Consider the following 22,371-nt stretch of genomic DNA (forward strand, 5'->3'; position numbering starts at 1 on the left):
AATAGGCGGCCGCTCACCACTGGTGGGGCGTGTAGTCCCAGTCCCAGCTGACCACGATGGGCTCGGTCCAGAAGTGGCCTTTCACGCCGGTCTCCGGATCGACGTGCAGCATCCATCCCTTCTTCTCCGGGGAGTCGATGGAATAGGTCAGCTTGTAGGACCCGGCCTTCTCCATTTTGATGTTGGCTCCGTAGTGCGGGCCGTCCGAGGCGTTCATCTGCATGAAGGTGCCGGACTGCTTGTCATTGGGATCGTCCTTGTTCTGGATGGTGTAGTTGACGGTCAGATCCGGGACGAACTCACCCTTGGCATAGCCCAGGTTGTTGTTGGGCAAGGCATGGATATCAGCCTCCAGGTGCAGGCTGGCATCGGCCGCCTTCAGCCCCATGGACGCAGGCTCCATGTCGATGGGCTGGAAGAAGACCGTGCCGATGTTCAGTGGACCCTTCTGCTGATCGTCGGGCGGAATGGGAATCTCCTCGAAACCAGCCCCCTTGCCCGCCGAGGACTGGGAGGCGCCGGAAGCCTCAGGCGCGGGGGCCTCACGGGTGCCCGACCCGCCGGAGCCGCACCCCGCCAGGGCCAGAGTGCCCGAGAGCACCAGCGCGACCAGGGCGGTCAATTGTCTCTTCTTCATGATTGTCCTTCGCTCTTTGATGTTTGCATGGTTGCCGTGACCTGGGAGGGCACAGCCCCTTCGGCGGCCTGCTCGGCTTCCGTCTGATGGACGGTTGCCGACGACGACCCGCCGGAGTCCTGATTCGACTGCACCTGTCCCTGCTTGTGCAGGCGGTGGGTCGACACAATTGCCAGCACGACCACGACCAGGGCCGCCAGGATCTGGGCGCCGATGGTCTGCATGTATGGATACAGCCCGATCCAGTCGCTGGTGGGCACGCCGGGCAGGTAGGTGGCCGGCACCAGGTCACCCTCAATCAGGGCATGGACGCCGCCCCCGGCGAAGATGACCACCATGACTGCCATGAGCAGGCTGGTGATGATGAAGAAGGGCCGGATGGGGATCTTGACCGAGGTGAAGCGGATGAGCACGAAGACGACGACCAGGACCACGGCGGCCGCTGCAAAACCGGCCCAAATCTCCCGTGTGCCGCCAGGAGCCATGGCGAAAATAGCCTGGTAGAACATGACCGTCTCGGCCCCCTCCCGGAAGACCGCCAGGAAGGAGAGCAGGGCCAGGGAGATCACGCTGCCCTGCGAAATGGCCGCCACTGTCCGGCTCTGTATGTAATGGTTCCAAGATTCCACAGAGGACTTGGACAGCATCCAGTTGCTGGTGTAGAGCAACATGAGCATGGCAACCAGGGCCACCACACCCTCCAGGATCTCCTGCTGGGGACCGTTCCCGTTGAAGAGCAGGGTGAAGAGCAGAGCCACCAGCCCGCTGGCCACCAGGCCTGCCGCAATGCCCCAGTAGATGTGCCGGATCTTGTCTTTATGGCCGGACTTGACCAGGTAGGCAATGATGGCCGCCACCACCAGGATGGCCTCCAGCCCCTCCCTCAGCAGGACCACAAAGGCCTGGCCGAAGGCGGAGGTCAGGAAGGAGGTCCACCCATTGACCTGGTCCGCGGCGCCTCCATCCAGAACGGCGGCGTCCTCGACCAGCATGCTCTTCAGGTCGTTTACCAGGGTCTTGGCTGGCTTGCCCGCCACCATGGCCATCCGGGTCTCCTTGAATTGGTATTCCACCTGGGAGACCCTGTTGCCGCTGATGGCGTTCATGACGTTCTTCTCGAAGCCCAGCTTTTCGTAATACTGGTAATAGGCCTTGTTGACCAGGTCAGATCCTGCCTGGCCCTGTCCCTTGGATGCCTGGGCGAGCGCCTGGTCCAGGACGGGCGTCATCTCGTGGGCCACCTGGGTCCAGGTCCGGTCGCCCTTGCCGTTGTTCCGATGCTTCTTGGCTGCGTCCAGTCGTCGACGATCCGCCTTGATCTGCTCCTGCTGAGCCTTGGCGTAGGCACGAGGATTGGCCAGCCCTTGGGTGGCATCCAGCTGGGTGGCCGCAACTGCCAGATCGGCCTTGAGCTTTTCGCTGCCCTGGGTCAGGGCCTGCCCGGCATCCGGAGCGTAGACCTGGCCCTGCAGGGCCTGGAACTGCCCGTCCAGGGCGTTGCGCCTGTCCTGGCCTAGGGTCGACTCCACGATCGAGACGAATCCGGAGCCCACGTAACCTACGTTGTAGGCCCCCATGAATTGGGAGGCCGCCCCGGCGCGATCCTCCCGGGCATAGTCCTTACACCCTCTATCCAGCTGATGGGATATGGAATCGGCCACCTGGGTCCAGCTGTCATAATCCGCAGCCCCGCTTGCCGCCATGGCCGACTGTGGAGTCTGCAGGATCAGGAATATCAGGGCCAACAGCAGGCATGAGAGCAGGGAGCCAGCGGTTCTGGCCACTCGTGTCCTGCCGACCTGTGCAACCATGGGCGATGATCTCCTTCGTCAGTCCCTCGTTATCGAACCTGCGAGAGACGAAGGCCGATTTGACAACTACCGAAAATCAATCTAGCCCAAGCACAAATGGAAAAACAGACTTGTTTATAGCGTTTTGAGGCCATATAATACGCCCGCGCTCGCGGACGGTCAGTCGGCCAACAACGGCTCACCCTTATGCTTCCAGAGGCAGATGCCGCCGAATATCAGCAGCCAGACCAATCCCAATATGGCTGGATACCGGGTGTCGGGAGCCAGGAAGAGCGAAAAGTAGATCAGAACGAAGAAGACGATGGCAACGGCTCCAGTCACCCGGTAGGCCGGCATGATGAATCCATCAGGCATGAAGTCCTTGCTGGTCCGGTAGCGGCGGTGAGCAAACAGGGTCAGGATGTAGATGAAGATGATGACCGCGCTGGAACAGGAGGTGAACAGGACGAAGGTGTCCTCGAAGCCGGGCAACAGATGCAACACCGGAGATAAAAGAATCAGTGCCCCGGATAGGACGATGGCCCGGGCGGGCACCTTGCCGCGCCGCGAAATCGTATGCAGGCTGCGCATCACTGGAGAGTGGCCGGCGGCGGCCAGCTGGAAGAGGTTGCGGCCAGCGGAGTAGAGCAGGGAGTTTAGTGAGGAACTGGCTGCCGTGATGACCACGAAGAAGACCAGAGCGGCCGCCCAGTCCACCCCGGCGTAACGGAAGACCATGATGAAGGGCGAGGTGAAGCTGCCGTCGGCGTTGGGACGGAAGGAGCGCCAGGGCACGATCAGCATGATGGCGACCAGAGCGCCCACGTAGAAGATGAGCACCCGAAGGATGATCTGGTTGATGGCCTTGGGCAGGACCTTGCGGGGATTCTGGGTCTCGGAAACAGTGACTCCCACGAATTCGATCATCTCGTAGGCGAAGAAGACCATTTGGAAGCTCATGAAGAAGGCCATCCACCCGTTGGGCGCCAGGCTCAAGCCTGTGGTGATGTTGTCCAGGCCCGCATGGCCGGCCGGGCTGATCCGGTCCTGTCCCGGCATGTGGACGGCCGGATAGTGGAAGCCTGTGACGACCATGACCACAGCCGTGGCGATCATGGCCAGGATCAGGGTGATCTTGATCATGGAGAACCAGAACTCGGTCTCCCCGAAGACCCGCACGGCGATCAGATTGACGCTCACCATGGCCGCCAGGAAGCACAGCTCGATCAGGCCCCGCCAGGCACTCAGATCAATGCCGAAGGTGCCGAAGAAAGTGACGAAGTAGGTGCCTACAGCGGTCAGCTCGGACATGCCGATCAGGATAAGCACGATCCAGTATGACCAGCCGGCGAAGGATCCCCACCCCTGGCCCAGGTAGCGGCTGATGAAGGCGATGAAGGTATGCTGGACAGGACTGCGGTACATGAGTTCGCCTATGGCCCGCATGAGCAGGTACATGATCACGCCGACGCCGATGTAGACCAGGATGATGGAGGGTCCGGTCAGGGCTATGGACTTGCCCGACCCCAGGAAGAGGCCGGTGCCGATGGTGCCGCCGATGGCGATGAACTGCACGTGGCGGTTGCTCAGCCCGCGTTCCATGCCGTCGCCCGACGAGGCGCCGCCACCCTGATGCTTCTGCGCCGAAGGGCCATTACCCGTGCGGTTCATCCAACTGCACCTCCTTGTCTTCGCAACCTGTCTGTGGTCGTCGGCCAAAGCGGATGCCCCGTAGAGGCCGGTAGGACAGCAATACCACAGGGGTGTCGATAACCGCCGCAGAGGCCTGGCGGCTGTCATCCGGCGAATTGGGTATCTCATATTGCGGACACTGCTATTCCACAATACAAAGGCAATGTCCCTCAGCCCGGGAGGCTCCGATAGGGTTGGCCCTGTCAACCGGCCGCATTCAGCTGACGACTATCACCACCTAAGGAATGGCATCCCCATGGATCAACCCAAGGAGTCGCAGGGCAAGGACCTGCGCAAGACCCTGAAGAACAGGCACATCCAGCTCATCTCGCTGGGCGGCGCCATCGGGACGGGACTCTTCTACGGGTCCGGGGAATCCATCTCATTGGCAGGGCCGTCCATCATCATCGCCTATTTGATAGGCGGTCTGGCCATCTTCATGATCGTCAGGGCTCTGAGCGAAATGAGCGTGGAAGACCCTAAGTCCGGCGCTTTCAGCTACTATGCCACCCGCTACTGGTCCAAGCGTGCGGGCTTTGTGTCGGGGTGGAACTACTGGATGAACTACGTGTTGGTGTCCATGGTCGAACTCTCCGTAGTAGGCACCTTCGTCAACTTCTGGTTCCCGGCGATACCGGCTTGGGTCTCTGCAGCCTTCTTCCTGGTGGTCATCACGGCCGCCAACCTGATGGGGGTCAGCAAGTTCGGCGAGTTCGAGTTCTGGTTCGCCATCATCAAGATTGCAGCCATCGTCGCCATGATCATCGGCGGGCTGGCCGTCGTGGTCATGGCCCTGCCCACAGCCAACGGCCTGCGGGCCTCCTTCGCCAACTGGTTCACCGTAGGCGGCGGATTCCTGCCCAACGGGCTCATGCGCCACGGGGCCAATGGCCAGTGGACCGGTCTGCTCATGTCGCTGGCGGTGGTCATGTTCAGCTTCGGCGGCACCGAGCTCATCGGCATTACCGCCGGGGAGGCCTCCGATCCCCGTCGGACCATTCCCAAGGCCACCAACGCCATCATCTGGAGGATCCTGGTCTTCTACATCCTGACACTTGGGGTGATCATGGCCGTAGTCCCCTGGAATGCCATCGGCAAGCCCAACGCGCAAGGCATGGTCGTCAGCCCCTTCGTTCAGATCTTCGACTCGGTCGGAGTCCACGCGGCCGCAGGCATCCTCAACTTCGTTTGCCTGACCGCAGTCATGAGCGTCTACAACTCGGCCCTCTACTCCAACTCCCGCATGCTCTTCTCCCTGGCCCGGCAGGGCAATGCCCCCAAGTACCTGGGAAGGCTTTCCAAGGGAGGGGTGCCCTATGCAGGAGTGCTGACCTCGGCCTGCATCATCGCCCTGGCGGTGGTCGTGGTCTTCCTCTGGCCCCAGTTCGCCTTCAACTACCTGATGAGCATCGCCACGATCTCGGCCATCATCAACTGGTCCATGATCATGGTGACCGAGATGCTCTTCCGGCGTGCTGTTGCTCGTGGCGAAGGCCCCGGCGACCTGGCCGGCAAAACCGGCGAAAGCGCTTTGGATGCCCTGCACTTCAAGCTGCCCTTTGCCCGGGTGACCCCCTGGGCGGTCCTGGCCTTCCTGGCCATGATCGTCGTGCTCATGTGCTTCTCGCCCAGTTATCGGGTAGCCGTCATCGCCGGGCCCATCTGGCTGATCGCCCTCCTGGTGGCCTACCAGCTGGCCCAGCGGCGAGCGCGGCAGTGACATAAGCGGGAGAGATCTCAGCGGTCGTCCGCCTTCTTGCGGTCCTCGACTAGCGCCTCCAGCAGCCGCCGGTCGCGATCGGCGATCACGGCCCGGCTCTCGGCTCCCTGCCAGGAATAGAACCCCTGACCGCTTTTGGCGCCCAACTGTCCTGCCTGAACCTTGGCCTTCAAGACCGGGTCCTCACCAGGGCGGTTGTCCAAATCGTCGTAGAGGTACTTGGAGATATTGTCGAAGACATCCAATCCTCCCAAGTCAGCGCTGGCAATGGGCCCAAGGATGCTCCACCGCCGGCCCAGGCTGTAGGCGACGATCTCATCAACGGCCTGAGGCGTGGCAATGCCCCGTTCCACGATATTCAGGCATTCCCGAATAACTGCCGCCTGGATGCGGTTGCCCACGAATCCGAGCGATTCCGTGGACAGCGCCACGGCATGCTTACCGATGCGATTCATGAGCTCAACCGTGGTGTTGATCACGTCCTGGCTGGTGCGCGCAGCAGGCACCACTTCGACCAAGGGCATGAGCTGGGCGGGATTCCAGAAGTGGGCAACCAGGAACCGCTGGGGATGACGCAACACCGAAGCGATCTCAGTCGGCCTCAGCCCCGAGGTGTTGGTGGCTAGAATGGCCCGCTCACCAACTATGGCCTCCGCTTGCCGCCAGACCTGGTGCTTGACCTCCATCTCTTCCAAGACGGATTCGAGGACGAAATCTGCATCAGACAGAATGCCGTAATCCGTGTCCTCTTGGATCCGATCCAGCACGCTCTCCCTCTGATCCTGACGAACCAGACCAGCGCTGATGAAGGTATCCAGATCATGCTCAATCAGTTCCCTGCCCCGGTCCAGAGCCTGGCGGCTGGAATCCACCAACCGGACCGGATACCCCCGCATGGCGAACTGGAGCGCTGTGGCATGCCCCATAGTGCCCGCCCCGATATTGCCGATTATCCTAATATCATCGACCTTCATCAGTCGCTGCCTTCTTTCCGAGAAAACCACGCCCATCCTAACGCGGTCAACCGGCGCTGCCAGGATCACCCAGCACGGCCACGGACCTTGCAGATTTACCTATCGATCATTGAAGGCAAGGCAGCCGTTTGGGCCTTGTCTGAGAATTCCTCTATGCTTGCCCATAATTGCAAAGCCACTGAAGAGGTCGCCGAACCTATCAGTAACCGGGAGCAGACAGTGCGGTGTCGTGCATTCCCGGCGAAAGGAAGTCCGGCCGAAACGGTTCGGATCCGCCCATCCGAACCGTTGGGCCCGGGTCGAACAGGTCCGGGACTGTCGCAACCCGATGTTGCGGAGCGCTATGTGCAGTGTCACAGACAGGCAACCCGTCTGGATTCCGCCTAAGCGGAACTGACCGGAACCGTCGTCATAGGGCTCTCAGGTCAGTCCGAGGAAAAGAGCAGTAATGGCGACCAGGCAGAGCAGGAAGGGCGGCCCCTCAGCATCCACCGACCGGGTCCAACGCAACCTCAAGACCCGGCACGTCTCCATGATCGCCTTGGGCGGCTGCATCGGCACAGGGCTGTTCATGACATCCGGCTCCACCATCGCCAAGGCCGGGCCGGGAGGCGCGTTGGTGGCCTACATAGCCATGGGCGTCATGGTCTACTTCCTGATGACCAGCCTGGGCGAGCTGGCCACCCACCTGCCCACTTCCGGTTCTTTCGCCGCCTACAGCGCCCGCTACGTTGATCCGGCCCTGGGCTTCGCCATGGGCTGGAACTACTGGCTGAACTGGGCCATTACCGTAGCTGTGGACGTCTCCACCGCCGCCCTGCTGATCCAGTACTGGCTGCCCAACACCCCCGGATGGATCTGGAGCCTGCTGGTCCTGGTCATCGTCTTCCTGATCAACGCCCTGACCGTATCGACCTTCGGCGAGACCGAATTCTGGCTCTCGCTGATCAAGGTGGTGACGGTGATTGTCTTCCTGGTCATCGGCATGGCCATGATCTGCGGGATCATGTTCCAGCCGGCGGTCGGCCTGAAGAACTTCACCTACAAGGATGCCCCCTTCGTAGGAGGGTTCCCCGCTATTCTCAACGTCTTCCTGATTGCGGGCTTCTCCTTCCAAGGCACCGAGCTGATCGGCGTCACGGCTGGCGAGTCCGAAAATCCAAGCAAGGCGGTTCCCAAGGCCATCAACGACGTCTTCTGGCGGATCCTGCTCTTCTACGTGCTGTCCATCTTCGTCATCGCCGCACTGATCCCCTACACCAGCCCCAACCTGCTGAGTTCCGCCAGGGGGGACATCGCCATGTCGCCCTTCACCCTGGTCTTCCAGCGGGCGGGCCTGGCCTCGGCAGCCAGCGTCATGAACGCCATCATCCTGACCTCGGTCCTCTCATCCGCCAACTCGGGGGTCTACGCCTCCACCCGGATGCTCTACGCCCTTGCCAAGGATCATTACGCCCCGGCCGTCTTCGGCCACACCACCCGACACGGCATCCCCATGACCTCGCTGATTGCCACGCTGGTGGTCTCCCTGACCGCCTTCGCCTCCAGCATCTTCGGTCAGCGGATCTACATGTGGCTGGTAGCCGCCTCAGGACTGACCGGATTCATCGCCTGGATCGGCATCGCCCTGAGCCACTACCGCTTCCGCCGCGCCTGGGCGGTCCAGGGCCGCCGGGTTGAGGAACTGAGCTACCATGCCAGGCTTTTCCCCCTAGGGCCCATCCTGGCCCTGGCCCTATGCGTCATCGTCATTGGCGGGCAGAACATCGAAGCCTTCGCCACCTGGAATTGGCAGGAGATCGGTGTCACCTACATAAGCGTGCCGCTGGTATTAGCGCTTTATTTTGGCTACAAGATCCGGCACCACACCCGGATCGTGCCTCTGGAGGCGATGGATTTGAGCGGAGTTCAGAAATCATTATGAAAGATTCGGCAACTAACATGACACATTGTGAGCATGGGAGCCGGAGGACCACACCAATGGCATAGACTCCCTATACGTTGAGGACCGGCCCAAGGACCCGGCCATATGAATCTATTCCGGCATCCAGTCGGCATATCAGGAATCGCAATTACAGCACGACCCCGGGCTTCCCGGTGCGTCGCCCAGCCAAAAGGAGGAGGATCATGACGCAGAACACCAGCAATGCAGCGTCGAACATCAATCAATCCGACCGGGCCGGGCAAGAGCACCATGGCTACGGCAGCGTCAAGCGCAACCTCAAGACCCGCCACATCTCCATGATCGCCCTGGGCGGCTGCATCGGCACCGGGCTGTTCATGACCTCCGGCTCCACCATCTCTACAGCAGGCCCCGGTGGAGGACTTCTGGCCTACATAGCCATGGGCGTCATGGTCTACTTCCTGATGACCAGCCTGGGCGAGCTGGCCACGCACCTGCCGGTGTCAGGATCCTTCGCCGCCTACAGCGCCCGCTACGTGGATCCGGCTCTGGGCTTTGCCATGGGGTGGGACTATTGGCTGAACTGGACCATCTCGGGCGCCGTGGACATCTCCACCGCCGCCCTGCTGATCCAGTACTGGCTGCCCAACACCCCAGGGTGGATCTGGAGCCTGCTGGTCCTGGTGATCGTCTTCCTGATCAACGCCCTGACGGTCTCCGCTTTCGGAGAGACCGAGTTCTGGCTCTCCCTGATCAAGGTGGCCACCATCATCGTCTTCCTGGTCATCGGCATGGCCATGATCTGCGGCATTATGTTCCAGCCGGCGGTCGGCCTGAAGAACTTCACCTACAAGGATGCCCCCTTCGTGGGAGGTTTCCCAGCCATCATGAGCGTCTTCCTGATCGCGGGCTATTCCTTCCAAGGCACCGAGGTAGTGGGCGTGACCGCCGGGGAATCCGAAAACCCCGGCAAAGCGGTCCCCAAGGCCATCAACGACGTCTTCTGGCGGATCCTGCTCTTCTACGTGCTGTCCATCTTCGTCATCGCCGCACTGATCCCCTACACCAGCCCCAATCTTTTGGGAGCTTCTGACGGGAATATCGCCATGTCGCCATTCACCCTGGTCTTCCAGCGGGCTGGCCTGGCCTCGGCAGCCAGCGTCATGAACGCGGTGGTGCTGACATCCATCCTCTCGGCCGTCAACACCGGGGCCTACGCCTCCAGCCGCATGCTCTACGGGCTGGCCAAAGACCACTACGCCCCGGCCATCTTCGCCAGGACCACCAAGAGGGGCATCCCCCTGGCGGCCCTGGTAGCCACGGTCTGCATGTCCCTGGCCACCTTCGCCTCCAGCATCTTCGGCCAGTCCTTCTACATGTGGCTGGTGACCGCCACCGGACTGACCGGATTCATCGCCTGGATCGGCATCGCCCTGAGCCACTTCCGCTTCCGGAGGGCCTTCAAGCTCCAGGGGCACGACTTGAGCGAGCTCAAATACCACTCCAAGCTCTATCCGTTCGGCCCGGTCCTGGCCATAGTGCTCTGCGTCATCGTCATTGCCGGACAGGACATCCCCTCCCTGCTCAGCCTGAACTGGTCGCACATGGCCATGACCTACTTCAGCGTGGTTCTGGTCCTGGTCCTCTACCTGGGCTTCAAGCTCGTCAACCACACCAAGATTGTGCGCCTCAAGGACATGGACGTGTCTGGCGCCGAATCCGCCCACTGAAACAATGGGCATTCATAAGAGAGCCTGCAGTCAGCCTGGCGATGGTCCGCAGATGGAGTAGGCCGTTTGCGGACCATCGCCATGTGTCTGCCGACACCGAGAGCCGATCATTTCTCCGCTCTGCCGCGGAAAAAGCCCTACGGACCTCTTGCCACCAGACCTACGCATCATGTCCAGCAATGGAAAAGCCTCGGCATAGTGAACAAAACGGTTCTTCCGAATCGGAATTGACTCCCAATCCAGAAGAGCCGTTTGCATAAGACTGAAATCGGTGGCGCTGAATCTTGACGCCTCAAATTTAAGAATCGCCGCAGACCAGCTTCACATCGAATGCTGGTGTGCGGCGATGTCATGGAAAATAGCAGCCGATACTCAGAACCTTGCGGTCACTGCACCTGGGAACGGGCAATCTTGCCGGTGAAGGACTGGGCCTCGTCGGCATCCTTGACGTCCTTATTCCAGGAGAACATGGCACGCAGCTTGGGGCCGACCTCCTCGATCTTCTCGTGGGAGTACTTCTCTTGGAGCTCCTTGAACTTGGGGGCGCCGGCATCCTGATCATCGATGAACTCCTTGGCGAAGGAGCCGTCCTGAATGCGTTGCAGCTGGTGACGCATCCTGTCCTTGGTGGACTCATCCACCACGGTTGAGGTGAAATCGCCGTACTGGGCGGTGTCGGAGCAGGACCACCGGGCCTTGTTCAGGCCGCCCTCGTTCATCAGGTCGACCAGCATCTTGAGCTCGTGGCAAACCTCGAAGTAGGCAATCTCCGGCTGATAGCCAGCCTCAGTCAGCACCTCGAAGCCAGCCTCGACAAGGTGGTTCACCCCGCCCATGAGCACATCCTGCTCGCCGAAGAGATCGGTCTCGGTCTCCTCCTTGAAGGTGGTCTTGATGGCGCCGGCGCGCAGGGCGCCTAGAGCCTTGGCATAGGCCAGGGTGATGTCCCAGGCGTCGCCGCGCGGATCCTGCTCCACGGCCACAACCACGGGCACGCCACGGCCGGCCACATACTCGCGGCGGACGATGTGACCCGGGCCCTTGGGGGCCACCATGAAGACCGGATGGTCCGCACTGGGCTTGATGTAGCCGTAATGGATGTTGAAACCGTGCGCGAATCCGACTGCCGCGCCCTCTTTGATGTTGGGCTCGATGTCGTCCCGCCAGATGTTGCGCTGGTATTGGTCGGGGGCCAGGATCATGACGATGTCGGCCTCCTTGGTGGCCTCGGGCACGGTCTTGACCTCCAGCCCCTGCTCCTTGGCGAAGGGCACCGACTTGGAATTGGCACGCAGGCCGACCACCACATCTACACCGGAATCACGCAGGTTCAGCGCATGAGCATGTCCCTGGGAACCATAGCCGATGATGGCCACCTTCTTGCCTTCCAGAACCGAAAGGTCCCCATCCTTCTCATACCAGATCTGTGCTGCCATTATCTACACTCCTTCATGTGCGGTCCAACCGGGCCGGTTCTTCCAGGCCGGGGACTCAAAATACTGTGAATTCCTGTCGTTGTTCCAGGCGGACGATGCTCTTTCGACCGGGGCAACGGATTTTGTCCTTGGCCCCGATCCGTACCCAATGGATACGGTATGCCTCCAACCATACTCGTGATATGGCCAGATGGACTGTCCGCAATTCGTTGTTTGGACACCGGCGCAATGCGAAGAAGCAGCCGGCGGGATGCGTCCATGGCTTACTTGGTGAAGTCCACATCCTTGGTTTCGTGGCAGGTCAGCACTGCCACCAGGCAGCAGACCGCCATAACGGCCAGGTAGAGCCCGACCGAGCGCACTCCCCAGTGGGAGGAGAGCCAGGTGGCGATGGTAGGCACGAAGGCCGCGCCCACGATGGCCGCCAGGTTGTAGCCGATGCCGGAACCCGAGTAGCGCACATTGGCGTCAAAGAGCTCCGGCAGGAAAGCGCCGATAGGCCCGAAGGCGATGCCCATCAGGGCGAACCCGACGCAGAGGAAGACCATGACCTGGAAGGTGTTGTGATGGGCCATGAGCAGGTAGGGGAAGACCAGGCTGAAGACCACCAGCATGACTGAGCTGCCGATCAGCACCCGGCGACGGCCGATGCGATCCGCATAGACGCAGGCCAGCACGATGAAGAGGGCGAAGACCAGGATGGAGACCATGAGCATGAGCAGGTACTCCTGGTTGGTGAAGCCCAGTCCGCCGCCGCCCTGAGACTTAGGCTTGGTGCCGTAGGCCAGGGACCAGGTGGCCAGGGTGTAGAAGAGGGTGTAGGTGACCGCGACCAGGAAGGTGGCCTGGAGCACCTGACGCCAGCTCTTGCGGAAGACCTCCAACAGCGGGGTCTTGACGACCTTCTGCTGGTCCAGGGCCATCTGGAAGATGGGTGTCTCTTGCATGGAGACGCGCACGGCCAGCCCTACAACCACCAGGATGGCGGAGAGCAGGAAGGGCACACGCCAGCCCCAACTCAGCATCTGCTCGGGAGTGCAGAACATCTCCAGCAGGAAGTAGGTCCCGTTGGCCAGGAAGAAGCCGATGGGAGCGCCCAGCTCAGGGAAGGAGCCGTAGAGAGCCCTCTTGCCTTCCGGGGCGTTCTCAGTGGCCACCAGGGCTGCACCGGACCACTCGCCGCCCAGGCCTATACCTTGCACGAACCGGCAGAGGCAGAGGACCACCACGGCCCAGAGTCCCCAGGTGGCATAGGTGGGCAGGAGGCCAATCAGGACCGTGGAGCAGCCCATGGTCAGCAGAGAGACCACCAGCGTGGTCTTGCGTCCCTGACGGTCCCCGAAGTGTCCGAAGATCAAAGATCCCAAGGGCCGCGCGATGAAAGCGATGGCGAAGGTCAGCAGGGAGGCCAGAAGGGCCACGGTCGGATCGGTCTTGGGGAAGAAGAGCTTGGGGAAATAGTTGGCCGAAGCCGTTCCATAAGCGTAGAAATCGTAGAACTCGATGGCCGTGCCGACCATGGAGGCCCCGATGACTGTGCGGACCGAGCTGCGGGTCACACGGGTGCCGCCGGACACGGAGGCTGCCGGTGCCGGGGAAGCGACACTGACGTCGTTTGCCGTCATCACTTCATCTCATCTCCTTATAGAAAAACCCCGCTGCTGGCAGGGTCTGATGCGATGAAGCCTACGCCTCCAGCCCCGCCTTCCGACGGGGTCGAACAATGAAGATTGTCGAGTCAGTCCGCCGGTGAGGACGGGCTAATAATTCGTGCGGACATAGTGCCGAATGGGCGGGTGTCTGTCGAGCTGGTCATCACGGCGAACCTCCTTTCATCATCCTCGAATCGGATGCGTTCTCTGTGCATCCGCATTGGTGCTGACCATAGGCCTGACATCGGCCGATCCAGCGAGACTGGTCCACTATGTGGACGGATGGATGTTGGGATCAGTGAAGAAACGGCCTGGAAATTCGCTGGAGATCACGGCCTGACGGTCGGCATACATCAGGGCACAGGAGAAGGAAAATCTGGCGGCCAGCGCATCCGGCGGCACCAGGAAGAGGGCGGTGGCCAGACCGTCAGCCAGGCCCGTGGGGTGTTCGTTGTCCTTTTCACCGGCTACCACCCAGGAGGCCAGCACATGGTCGACTGGACGGCCGTTGATGGCATCCAAGATGTGGTGAAGTGCCGTCAACCCCGCCGATGCAGCATCCTCGGACCGGTCGGTCCAATGGCGACGGCTGGGTGCCGAGGCGCACAAGGAGCCGCAGGACAACTCGATCCGACCCACGCCTGCAGACAGATCACCGGGATCCTCCATGGCGACGGAAATCGGACGAGAGGTCCGCATACGCATGTCGCCGCCGGCATCGATCAGGTACTCTTTGACCCGCGGTTCGAGCAGATCAGCAATGAGGTCTACCAGATAGCCCTTGCCAACTGCCCCGAAATCAAGGCTGACCGGACCGGTAGTCATAAGGACAGCACCCTGACGCCTGAGGTCATCACCCCAGGTGGGTCGCCCATGGATCCGTCCCAGATGACCGGCGGCGTCGACCTGCAACCGGAAGGTGGGCTGTCGGCCGTAGCCCAGACGGGTCAGATCCTCGCCCACCATGGGATCCAGGGCCCCGTCGGTGACGGAATACAGCCTGTCATATAGATCAAAGAGCCCTTGGCAGTAGTCTGGAAAGACGAACCTTCCCCCATGACAGGCCTGGGCCATTTGCGCAGGTATGGCATCCTGCCTGAACCGTGACAGGGCACCTTCGTAATCCTCGATCAGACCAGCGATAGTCCCGTGCAGTCGTTCTCCCAGAGGCCTGTCCGTGGAGATGATGATTCCCGTACCCACCGCCCCGGGGAAGGCGGTTAGGCAGGGCAGCCCCATGGAACTTCCTTACTCGATCAGAGAATGGATCTGCACGATCTGGTCGCGGCCCGGGCCCGAGCCGACGGCCGAGATGCGACAGCCGGACAGGTCCTCCAGACGATGGATGTAGTCCTTGGCCTTGGTCGGGAACTCCTCGAAGCTCTTGGCGCCGGAGATGTCCTCGCGCCAGCCCGGCAGCTCCTCGTACACCGGCTGGGCCGATTGGAACTCGGCCTGGTCCACGGGCATCCGATCCACCCTGACCCGGGAGCCGTCGGACCGGGTGACGTCATAGCCCACGCAGACCGGGATGGTCTCCAGGCCGGAGAGGACATCCAGCTTGGTCAGCACGATGTCGGTCAGGCCGTTGATCTGCACCGCATAGCGGCTGACCAGCGCGTCGAACCAGCCGCAGCGGCGGGAGCGACCGGTGGTCACCCCGTACTCGTGGCCCTGACGGCGCAGCCATTCGCCCTGCTCGTTGTCCAGCTCCGTGGGGAAGGGCCCCTCGCCCACGCGGGTCACATAGGCCTTGGCCACGCCGACCACCCGGTCAATCTTGGTCGGGCCCACGCCGGTACCGGTGCAGGCGCCCCCGGCCGTGCAGTTGGATGAAGTAACAAAGGGATAGGTGCCATGATCCACGTCCAGCATGGTGGCCTGTCCTCCCTCGAAGAGGACGTTCTTGCCCTGCTCCAGGGCTTGGTTGAGCATCAGTGAGGTATTGGCCACGTAGGGCTTGAGCTGCTCGGCGTATCCCGCCAGCTCTTCAACAGTGGCTTCCACCTCAATGGCCCTGCGGTTGTAAAGCTTAACCAGCATCTGATTCTTCTGATGAAGGCTGGCCTCCACCTTGTCGCGCAGATGGTCGACATTGAACAGGTCGTGCACGCGAATGCCCACACGGTTGATCTTGTCAGCGTAGGCCGGGCCGATCCCACGGCCTGTCGTGCCGATCTTATGCTTGCCCAGAAAGCGCTCGGTCACCTTGTCCAGTGTCCGATGGTAGGGGGCGATGACGTGCGCAGACTCGCTGATCCTCAACCGGCTGCAGTCCACGCCGCGGGACTGGAGCCCGTCGATCTCCTCGAAGAGGGCGGCCGGGTCGACCACGACGCCGTTGCCGATGACCGGAGTGATGGCCGGGTGAATGATCCCCGAGGGCAGGAGGTGGAGGGCGTACTCTTGGTCGCCCACGACCACGGTATGGCCGGCGTTGTTGCCCCCGTTGAACCTGGCGACATAGTCCATATGCTCGCCGATCAGATCCGTTGCCTTGCCCTTGCCCTCGTCGCCCCACTGGGCCCCAACGATCACGATTCCAGGCATACGATGCTCCTTATCCACTGGTCGCCATCCAAGGAAATGACGGCAGACCATCCATAGACGAGCCTAACCCTACGTATGGAGCGCAAGACCGACCGACCCAGGCACCATAAGGCCTGAACGGGCTCAGCAGCCAATCGTGGCTTCCACGCCCGCAAGATCCTCCTGGTACGGCCGGTTGTCAGTCATCTCATGGCACGTCCCGCGCTGCCCAACTGCTGGCAGGCCTCGACTACACGAGCCGCCATCCCATCCTCGGCCTGGCGTCCCCAGGAACGGGGGTCGTACTCGCTCTTGTCGCCTACCTCTCCATCCACTTTGAGGACCTTGTCGTAATTAGCGAACATATGCCCTGCCGCGGCCCTGGTGAAGGCGTACTGGGTGTCGGTATCCACATTCATCTTGACCACGCCATGAGCGACAGCGGAGGCGATCTCCTCCGGCTGCGAACCAGAACCACCATGGAAGACCAAAAGGAAGGGCTTATCAGCAGGGGAGCCCGGGGAGGGTATGCCGCCAACCTCTCCCTCGGATACGGCTCTGGCGGTCCTGGCCTGGATCTGCCCCAGCAGGTCGGGCCTCAGTTTGACCACACCGGGCTTGTAGGATCCGTGCACGTTGCCGAAGGTGAAGGCCACCATGTAGTGGCCGCGCTCGCCCAGACCCAGGGCATCAACCACCTTGAGACCGTCCTCGGGCGAGGAATAAAGCCGCTGGTCGATAGCGGCCGAATGACCATCCTCCTCGCCGCCGACAGTGCCTACCTCGATCTCCAGAATGGTGTGAGCGGCCCGGGACTGCTCCAGCAGCTCTGCCGCCGTGGCCAAATTCTCCCGCAGAGACAGGCTGGAACCGTCCCACATGTGCGACTGGAAGAGTGGATCCTGACCGTGGGCCACCTGGTCCTTCTCGTAGGCCAGCAGAGGCCGAACCCATTCATCCAGGTACTTCGGGGCACAGTGGTCCGTATGCAGGGCCACGGTGATGCTCGGATAGCGGGCGATCACCTCATGAGCGAATCTGGCAAAGGCGATGGAACCAACCACCCGGTCGGCCAGGCGTTGTCCGGAGAGGTAGGCGGCACCTCCCACTGAGACCTGGATGATCCCGTCGGACTGAGCGTTATCCAATCCCTGCAGGGCCGCGTTCAAAGTCTGCGTGCTGGTCACATTGATGGCGGGATAGGCGTAGGACCCCCGTCTGGCCGCATTGAGCATCGCCGCATACCGTTCAGGAGTCGCTAAAGTCATACCCTCATTATCGTCGGCTGCAAGGAAAATCGGCAAAAGACCCGCTGCCGCAGACACCACCGATAGATCGCAGGTCTCTGCCCTGATGGCGAACACACCACGACGCGTTTTGACAAGCCTCCAAGCCGCGGGTAGTTTAGCTCCGTACAGTTTGATGAAACGTTACATCAAACAGGTTGTTTGTTTCACAGCAGTAACGAATCAGCCTAGGGAAGGCACGACATAGGTAAGCAGAAGGTTGGTGCTGCCCATCCTTCTGGGAAGGAGACCAACGTGTCAGCAAGTAAGGAAACCGTCCGCAAGATCATTCTGGATCTGGACACTGGCATCGATGACACGCTGGCTTTGTCCTACGTCCTGGGTTCCCCGGATGCCGAACTGATCGGGATCACCGGCACCTACGGCAACGTGGTGCTCGACCAAGGCGTCGACAACGATCTGCGGCTGCTGGCCATGTACGGCAGGGAGGACATCCCCGTCTTCAAGGGGATCGACCACCCCAGCACGACCGACTCCTTCAGCGTTCCGCCGGACTCCGAGATCTTCCACGGGGCCAACGGCACTGGAAATGTTGAAATCCCAGCACAGACCGATCGGCAGGCCAGCCAGCAGAGCTCGGTGGACTTCATCATCGACGCAGTCCGCCGTTACCCCAAGGGCGAGCTGGCCGTGGTGCCCACCGGCGCCCTGACCACCATCGCCGCCGCCCTGGAAAAGGCCCCTGACATCGTCGACCGCATCAGCATTGTTATGATGGGCGGCACTCTGACCCAGCCTGGCAACGTGGGACCCTTCGCAGAAGCCAACATCAACCAGGATCCTGAGGCAGCCAACCGGGTCTTCGCCACCACCGCAGACATCACCATGGTTGGTCTGGACGTGACCACCCAGGCTCTGATGAGCCGCGAGGACACCGAGGCCCTGCGCGCCACAGGCACCAGCGCCGGCCGCTTCCTGGCAGACATGACCGACTACTACATCGACATCAGCGAAAAAGAGAGCGGGGTCTACCTGGGGGGCTGCAACCTGCACGACCCCCTGGCCGCCGCCGTAGCCATCGACCCCAGCCTGGTCACCACCTTCGCCACCAACCTGATGGTCGAGACCGAAGGACCACAGCGGGCCCGTACCATCGGTGACCCCAGCAGGCTCCTGGACACAGTCAAGAACACCAAGGTTGCCCTGTCGATCGACACCGAGCGGTTCACCCGGCGCTTCATGGACAGGCTTCTGACCCTGGTGCGCAAGACCGAGAACGAACGATAGAAGGACGGCAGTCATGAGCGAATCCATCACCACCGAGACTACCGAAGCGACCGTTGATGAAAACCGCCGCAGCACCAAGCGGGCCTTGCCGGCCCTGCTGACCATCTTCCTGCTGGGCACACTGATGATCCAAGCCTTTAACCTGGTCTTCCAGAACGTGGGCGACTCCTTGGGAATGTCCGCCAACGCCTCGCTGATCAGCACCCTGCCTGGCATCGTCCTGGGCGTGGTCTGCATGCTCTACGGAACCCTCTGCGACTACATCTCCCCTCGGAAGATGACCCTGTTCGGCGTGGGCGCCCTGATCATCGGCAGCCTCCTGGGCTTCTTCGGCGCATCGAATTTCTGGGCCGTGGTCCTGGCCCGCATGATCCAGACTGCGGGTGGCCAGGTGGCCGGCTCGGTCTTCCTGGTCATGGCCATGAAATACCTGAGCGACAAGGAGCGCGCCTTCTATCTGGGTATCTTCAACGCCGTCTACTACGCCTCCTCTGCGGTGGGCATCTTCGCCGGCGGCCTGATCACCTCCATCGATTGGCGCTACCTCTTCCTGGTACCGCTGGTCTCCATTCTCCTGATCCCTCCGGTGCTCAAGTACACGCCTGACACCGGCATCAAGGGTGAGCGCATCGACGTCTTCGGCATCGCCCTGTTCGCGCTGATCGCCGGGTTCGTGGCCGTCTACTTCTCCTTCCCAGCCACCTGGATGCTGGGGGTGCTGGCCGTCCTGATCCTGATCTTTGCCGGCTATGTCTGGAAGGGCGCCAACCCATTCCTGAGCCGAGGGTTCGTGACCAACGGCGCCTACATGGCTGTCCTGCTGGCCCTCTTCGTCTTCTACTTCTTCAACTTTGCCTGCGTGCCCATCTACAACGTGATCGGCGACCGGATCTACGGGATCTCCCTGAGCCAGGTCTCCCTCTGCCTGACAATCGTCTACATCGTGGCCACCCTGGTGGGCTGCTTGTCCGGAGTCATCATGAACGCCATGGGACGCCTGCCTATGCTGATCCTGTCCGCACTGCTCATGATCGCCGGAGCCGTAGGGTCGGCCCTTTCGCTCACCTCGGGCTTCTGGGTCCTGACTGCGCTGGCTTCGGTCTTCATCGCCGGCATCACCATGTCCTACACACCCCTCTACGATTCCTTCTCGGCCACCCTGCCCGTGGACCAGAACGGACGCGGCATCGGCATTGGGGATCTGATGATGAATACCTCGGCCTCCATCGGCATGGCCGTCTACAGCGGACTCATGGCCAATCCCCAATTCGGGTCACATGCTCTGGGGGGTGTCAAGACCGGCATTCAGGCTCAGGTGGCCAACATGTTCTGGGTCATGGCACTGACCGCCCTGCTGGCCCTGATCATCGTGGCCGTCTTCCACAAGGCCATGTCAGCCAAGACTTCCCAGGAGTAAGGCTGGTGTGGCTCACGCATACTTGGTCAGGCAGCCGCACGGCTCGGTCCGCCCTTCCCAGGTTTTGGGATGAGCCAGGCCCAAGCGCGGCACCCGACCGCACGAACCGGGGAGGGAGCGGGATTCGTACTACTTTCGGCAATGTGATAGTCCCCCTCTTCCCTCAGCCGCCGAAAGTGAGATGATCGCTGATCCCTCCCCCACGGAGAGCCCCCGCCATTGCCATAACTGGCGGGGGCTCTTTCATATCTACGCCCGACAAGAACCGATTGGGGCGTTTGACAGCGGCAGGCTCCTGGTATGGACTGCATGCCTGCCGGCGCCCGCTGTAACGGCTCTCGTAAAAGCGGATGCGGGAATGGCGAGCTACAGGCACCCTCGGCCAGAAGTGTTTGTGCGCGTGGTACGGTGGTAGGAACGGCCGGGCTATCCCCGGCGCGTGGCCACAGCCCGGCCAGGGGGGATCTGACGGGCATGACTAAAAGTTGGGGAGGGGGATTTCTCTATTATGCGTCAGCGTCCGAGCTTGGCGGCCGCCGCTCTGGCCATCCTCCTGGCCCTGTCCTGCGCTCCTGCCCTGGCCGGAGGATCCAGCAGCCCATCGGGAGCAGCCACACCCGCCACCCTGGAAAACGCCGGGAAGCAGGACCCCGAAGCCCCCCGCCCGGATAGCCGGCAGCCCGACGCCGCTGGCAGCACGCTGACTGCCACCCCGCCAGCCCCTTCATCCCCGCTGTCCGCCTCCTCCCCACTGCCGTCATCCTCCCCCCTGGCCGCGCCCGACGCTCCCGGCAGCCGACCGCGGGCCCGGTCGTCCGCAGTCTGGACGGTCAGTTTCGACCCGGCCGGTGGCAGCAGCGTCGGCCAGCAGACCATCCCCGACGGGGGGCAGGCCAGCCGGCCCAGCCCCGACCCGTCCAGGGACGGATACCTGTTCGACGGCTGGTTCCAAGGCAACATCGCCTACGACTTCAACCAGCCCGTCACCAGCAGCATCACCCTCACCGCCCGATGGACCAACGAGGACACGCAGCACTGGGCCATCAGCCCCAGCCAAGGACCCACAGCCGGAAACACCAAAACCACCCTCACCCCGCCCAAGCCAAGAGGCATCCGCTTCAGCCAAATCAGCCTGGGCTGGTTTCATTCTGCAGCCATAGGCTCCGACGGGAACCTCTACACCTGGGGAGGCAATGGCCACGGCCAACTGGGCGACGGCCCAATCAACAACCAGGGAGGGCCGATCCTGGTCGACAAGCCCCAAGGCGCACCCGACGGATTCACCTGGAAACAAACCAGCCTAGGCGACCAGCATTCCGCAGCATTCGGCTCCGACGGCAACCTCTACACCTGGGGAGACAATGAACACGGCCAGCTGGGCGACGGCACCACCACCAGCCGGAACAGGCCGACTCTGGTCGCCAAGCCCCAAGGCGCGCCAGACGGATTCACCTGGAAACAAATCATCCTAGGCGACCAGCATTCCGCAGCATTCGGCTCCGACGGACAGCTCTACACCTGGGGATACAACGAGTACGGCCAACTGGGCGACGGCACCACCACCAACCGAAACACGCCGACCCGGATCGCCAAGCCCCAAGGCGCGCCAGACGGATTCACCTGGAAACAAATCATCCTAGGCGGCTTTCATTCCGCGGCCATCGGCTCGGACGGCCAGCTCTACACCTGGGGAAGGAACAGCAACGGCCAGCTGGGCGACAGCACCACCACCAACCGAAACAGGCCAATCCGAGTCAGCAAGCCCCAAGGCGCACCAGACGGATTCGCTTGGAAACAGGTCAGCCTAGGCTGGCAGCATTCCGCAGCATTAGGCTCCGACGGCAACCTGTACGCCTGGGGAGACAACCAGTACGGCCAGCTGGGCGACGGCACCAACATCGACCGGCATGGTCCGGTCATGGTCAGCAAGCCCCAAGGCACGCCTGAAAGATTCACCTGGGAACAGGTCAGCCTAAGCGACTGGCATTCCGAGGCATTCGGTTCGGACGGCCAACTCTACACCTGGGGAGACAACGAGTACGGCCAACTGGGCGACGGCACCAACACCAACCGGAACACGCCGATCCTTGTCGAAAAACCCCAAGGAGCATCCGACGGATTCACCTGGAGACAAATCATCCTAGGCTGCAACCATTCCGCTGCACTCGGCTCGGACGACCAACTCTACACCTGGGGAACGAACGACCACGGCCAGCTGGGCGACGGCACCACCACCAACCGGAACCGGCCGGGCGTGGTCGTCTTCCCTGGTGCCGCCACGCCTACTGATGTCCTGTTCGGCCAGGCCAGGGCCATGGGTGGGATCACGCCTAACCCTGATGGCACCTGGCAGGCGT

At 61.9% G+C, this 22,371-nt stretch carries 15 protein-coding genes and 1 riboswitch; of the genes, 6 read left to right on the forward strand and 9 right to left on the reverse strand.

Translation table 11 applies throughout. The annotated features are described in order from the left end of the window. Positions 1 to 13: 13 nt before the first annotated feature. The 3 genes from J3T95_RS08735 to J3T95_RS08745 all read right to left on the reverse strand — a co-directional run bounded on the left by J3T95_RS08735 (position 14) and on the right by J3T95_RS08745 (position 4,098). The gene (locus J3T95_RS08735; protein ID WP_045925021.1) at positions 14 to 637 is read right to left on the reverse strand and encodes an iron transporter; all 624 of its coding nucleotides are present in this window, start codon (positions 635 to 637) and stop codon (positions 14 to 16) included. Next, complete coding sequence (locus J3T95_RS08740) at positions 634 to 2,448, reverse strand: FTR1 family iron permease (protein ID WP_267451140.1); 1,815 nt, start codon at positions 2,446 to 2,448, stop codon at positions 634 to 636. The genes J3T95_RS08735 and J3T95_RS08740 overlap by 4 nt, the downstream gene beginning before the upstream one ends. A 159-nt stretch (positions 2,449 to 2,607) precedes the next feature. Next, complete coding sequence (locus J3T95_RS08745; protein WP_220236522.1) at positions 2,608 to 4,098, reverse strand: amino acid permease; 1,491 nt, start codon at positions 4,096 to 4,098, stop codon at positions 2,608 to 2,610. A gap of 277 nt (positions 4,099 to 4,375) precedes the next feature. Between J3T95_RS08745 and J3T95_RS08750 the strand changes: the two genes are divergently transcribed. After that, complete coding sequence (locus J3T95_RS08750) at positions 4,376 to 5,839, forward strand: amino acid permease (protein WP_220236523.1); 1,464 nt, start codon at positions 4,376 to 4,378, stop codon at positions 5,837 to 5,839. 17 nt (positions 5,840 to 5,856) lie between these two features. Here the strand turns inward: J3T95_RS08750 and J3T95_RS08755 are convergent, their stop codons facing one another. Next, complete coding sequence (locus J3T95_RS08755) at positions 5,857 to 6,813, reverse strand: 3-hydroxyacyl-CoA dehydrogenase family protein (RefSeq protein WP_267451141.1); 957 nt, start codon at positions 6,811 to 6,813, stop codon at positions 5,857 to 5,859. Positions 6,814 to 6,986: 173 nt separating this feature from the next. After that, positions 6,987 to 7,165: riboswitch (Lysine riboswitch) on the forward strand. Positions 7,166 to 7,261: 96 nt separating this feature from the next. Here J3T95_RS08755 and J3T95_RS08760 point away from each other — a divergent pair. Together J3T95_RS08760 and J3T95_RS08765 are read left to right on the forward strand one after the other, a co-directional pair. Beyond that, the gene (locus J3T95_RS08760; RefSeq protein ID WP_267451142.1) at positions 7,262 to 8,737 is read left to right on the forward strand and encodes an amino acid permease; all 1,476 of its coding nucleotides are present in this window, start codon (positions 7,262 to 7,264) and stop codon (positions 8,735 to 8,737) included. 203 nt (positions 8,738 to 8,940) lie between these two features. Continuing rightward, a complete protein-coding gene (locus J3T95_RS08765) occupies positions 8,941 to 10,446 on the forward strand; it encodes an amino acid permease (RefSeq protein WP_258561499.1) in 1,506 nt (501 codons plus the stop codon). 386 nt (positions 10,447 to 10,832) lie between these two features. On the opposite strand, the gene ilvC is transcribed toward J3T95_RS08765, so the two are convergent. The 5 genes from ilvC to fbaA all read right to left on the reverse strand — a co-directional run bounded on the left by ilvC (position 10,833) and on the right by fbaA (position 17,331). Further along, positions 10,833 to 11,882 (reverse strand): ketol-acid reductoisomerase, encoded by a 1,050-nt coding sequence (ilvC, locus tag J3T95_RS08770; RefSeq protein ID WP_220236529.1) that lies wholly within the window; start codon positions 11,880 to 11,882, stop codon positions 10,833 to 10,835. 263 nt (positions 11,883 to 12,145) lie between these two features. After that, a complete protein-coding gene (locus J3T95_RS08775) occupies positions 12,146 to 13,507 on the reverse strand; it encodes an MFS transporter (RefSeq protein WP_220236530.1) in 1,362 nt (453 codons plus the stop codon). A 297-nt stretch (positions 13,508 to 13,804) separates the two neighbouring features. Continuing rightward, positions 13,805 to 14,773 carry an FAD:protein FMN transferase gene (locus tag J3T95_RS08780; RefSeq protein ID WP_267451143.1) on the reverse strand — a complete coding sequence of 323 codons (969 nt, stop codon included), beginning with the start codon at positions 14,771 to 14,773 and terminating at the stop codon, positions 13,805 to 13,807. A 9-nt stretch (positions 14,774 to 14,782) separates the two neighbouring features. After that, on the reverse strand, positions 14,783 to 16,084 hold the full coding sequence (locus J3T95_RS08785) for an adenylosuccinate synthase (RefSeq protein ID WP_220236532.1): 1,302 nt from the start codon (positions 16,082 to 16,084) through the stop codon (positions 14,783 to 14,785). 182 nt (positions 16,085 to 16,266) lie between these two features. After that, positions 16,267 to 17,331, reverse strand: coding sequence for a class II fructose-bisphosphate aldolase (fbaA, locus tag J3T95_RS08790; protein ID WP_267451144.1), 1,065 nt, complete (start codon positions 17,329 to 17,331; stop codon positions 16,267 to 16,269). Positions 17,332 to 17,604: 273 nt separating this feature from the next. On the opposite strand from fbaA, the gene J3T95_RS08795 reads away from it, so the two are divergent. The 3 genes from J3T95_RS08795 to J3T95_RS08805 form a co-directional block, all read left to right on the forward strand. Next, positions 17,605 to 18,597 (forward strand): nucleoside hydrolase, encoded by a 993-nt coding sequence (locus J3T95_RS08795; RefSeq protein WP_220236534.1) that lies wholly within the window; start codon positions 17,605 to 17,607, stop codon positions 18,595 to 18,597. A gap of 13 nt (positions 18,598 to 18,610) precedes the next feature. Continuing rightward, a complete protein-coding gene (locus J3T95_RS08800) occupies positions 18,611 to 20,014 on the forward strand; it encodes an MFS transporter (RefSeq protein WP_220236535.1) in 1,404 nt (467 codons plus the stop codon). Between the two features lie 508 nt (positions 20,015 to 20,522). Continuing rightward, a partial coding sequence (locus J3T95_RS08805) for an RCC1 domain-containing protein (protein WP_267451145.1) occupies positions 20,523 to 22,371 on the forward strand: 1,849 nt, incomplete at its 3' end.

This window comes from Bifidobacterium sp. B4079 (assembly GCF_026537385.1).
Taxonomy (GTDB): Bacteria; Actinomycetota; Actinomycetes; order Actinomycetales; family Bifidobacteriaceae; genus Bombiscardovia; species Bombiscardovia asteroides_I.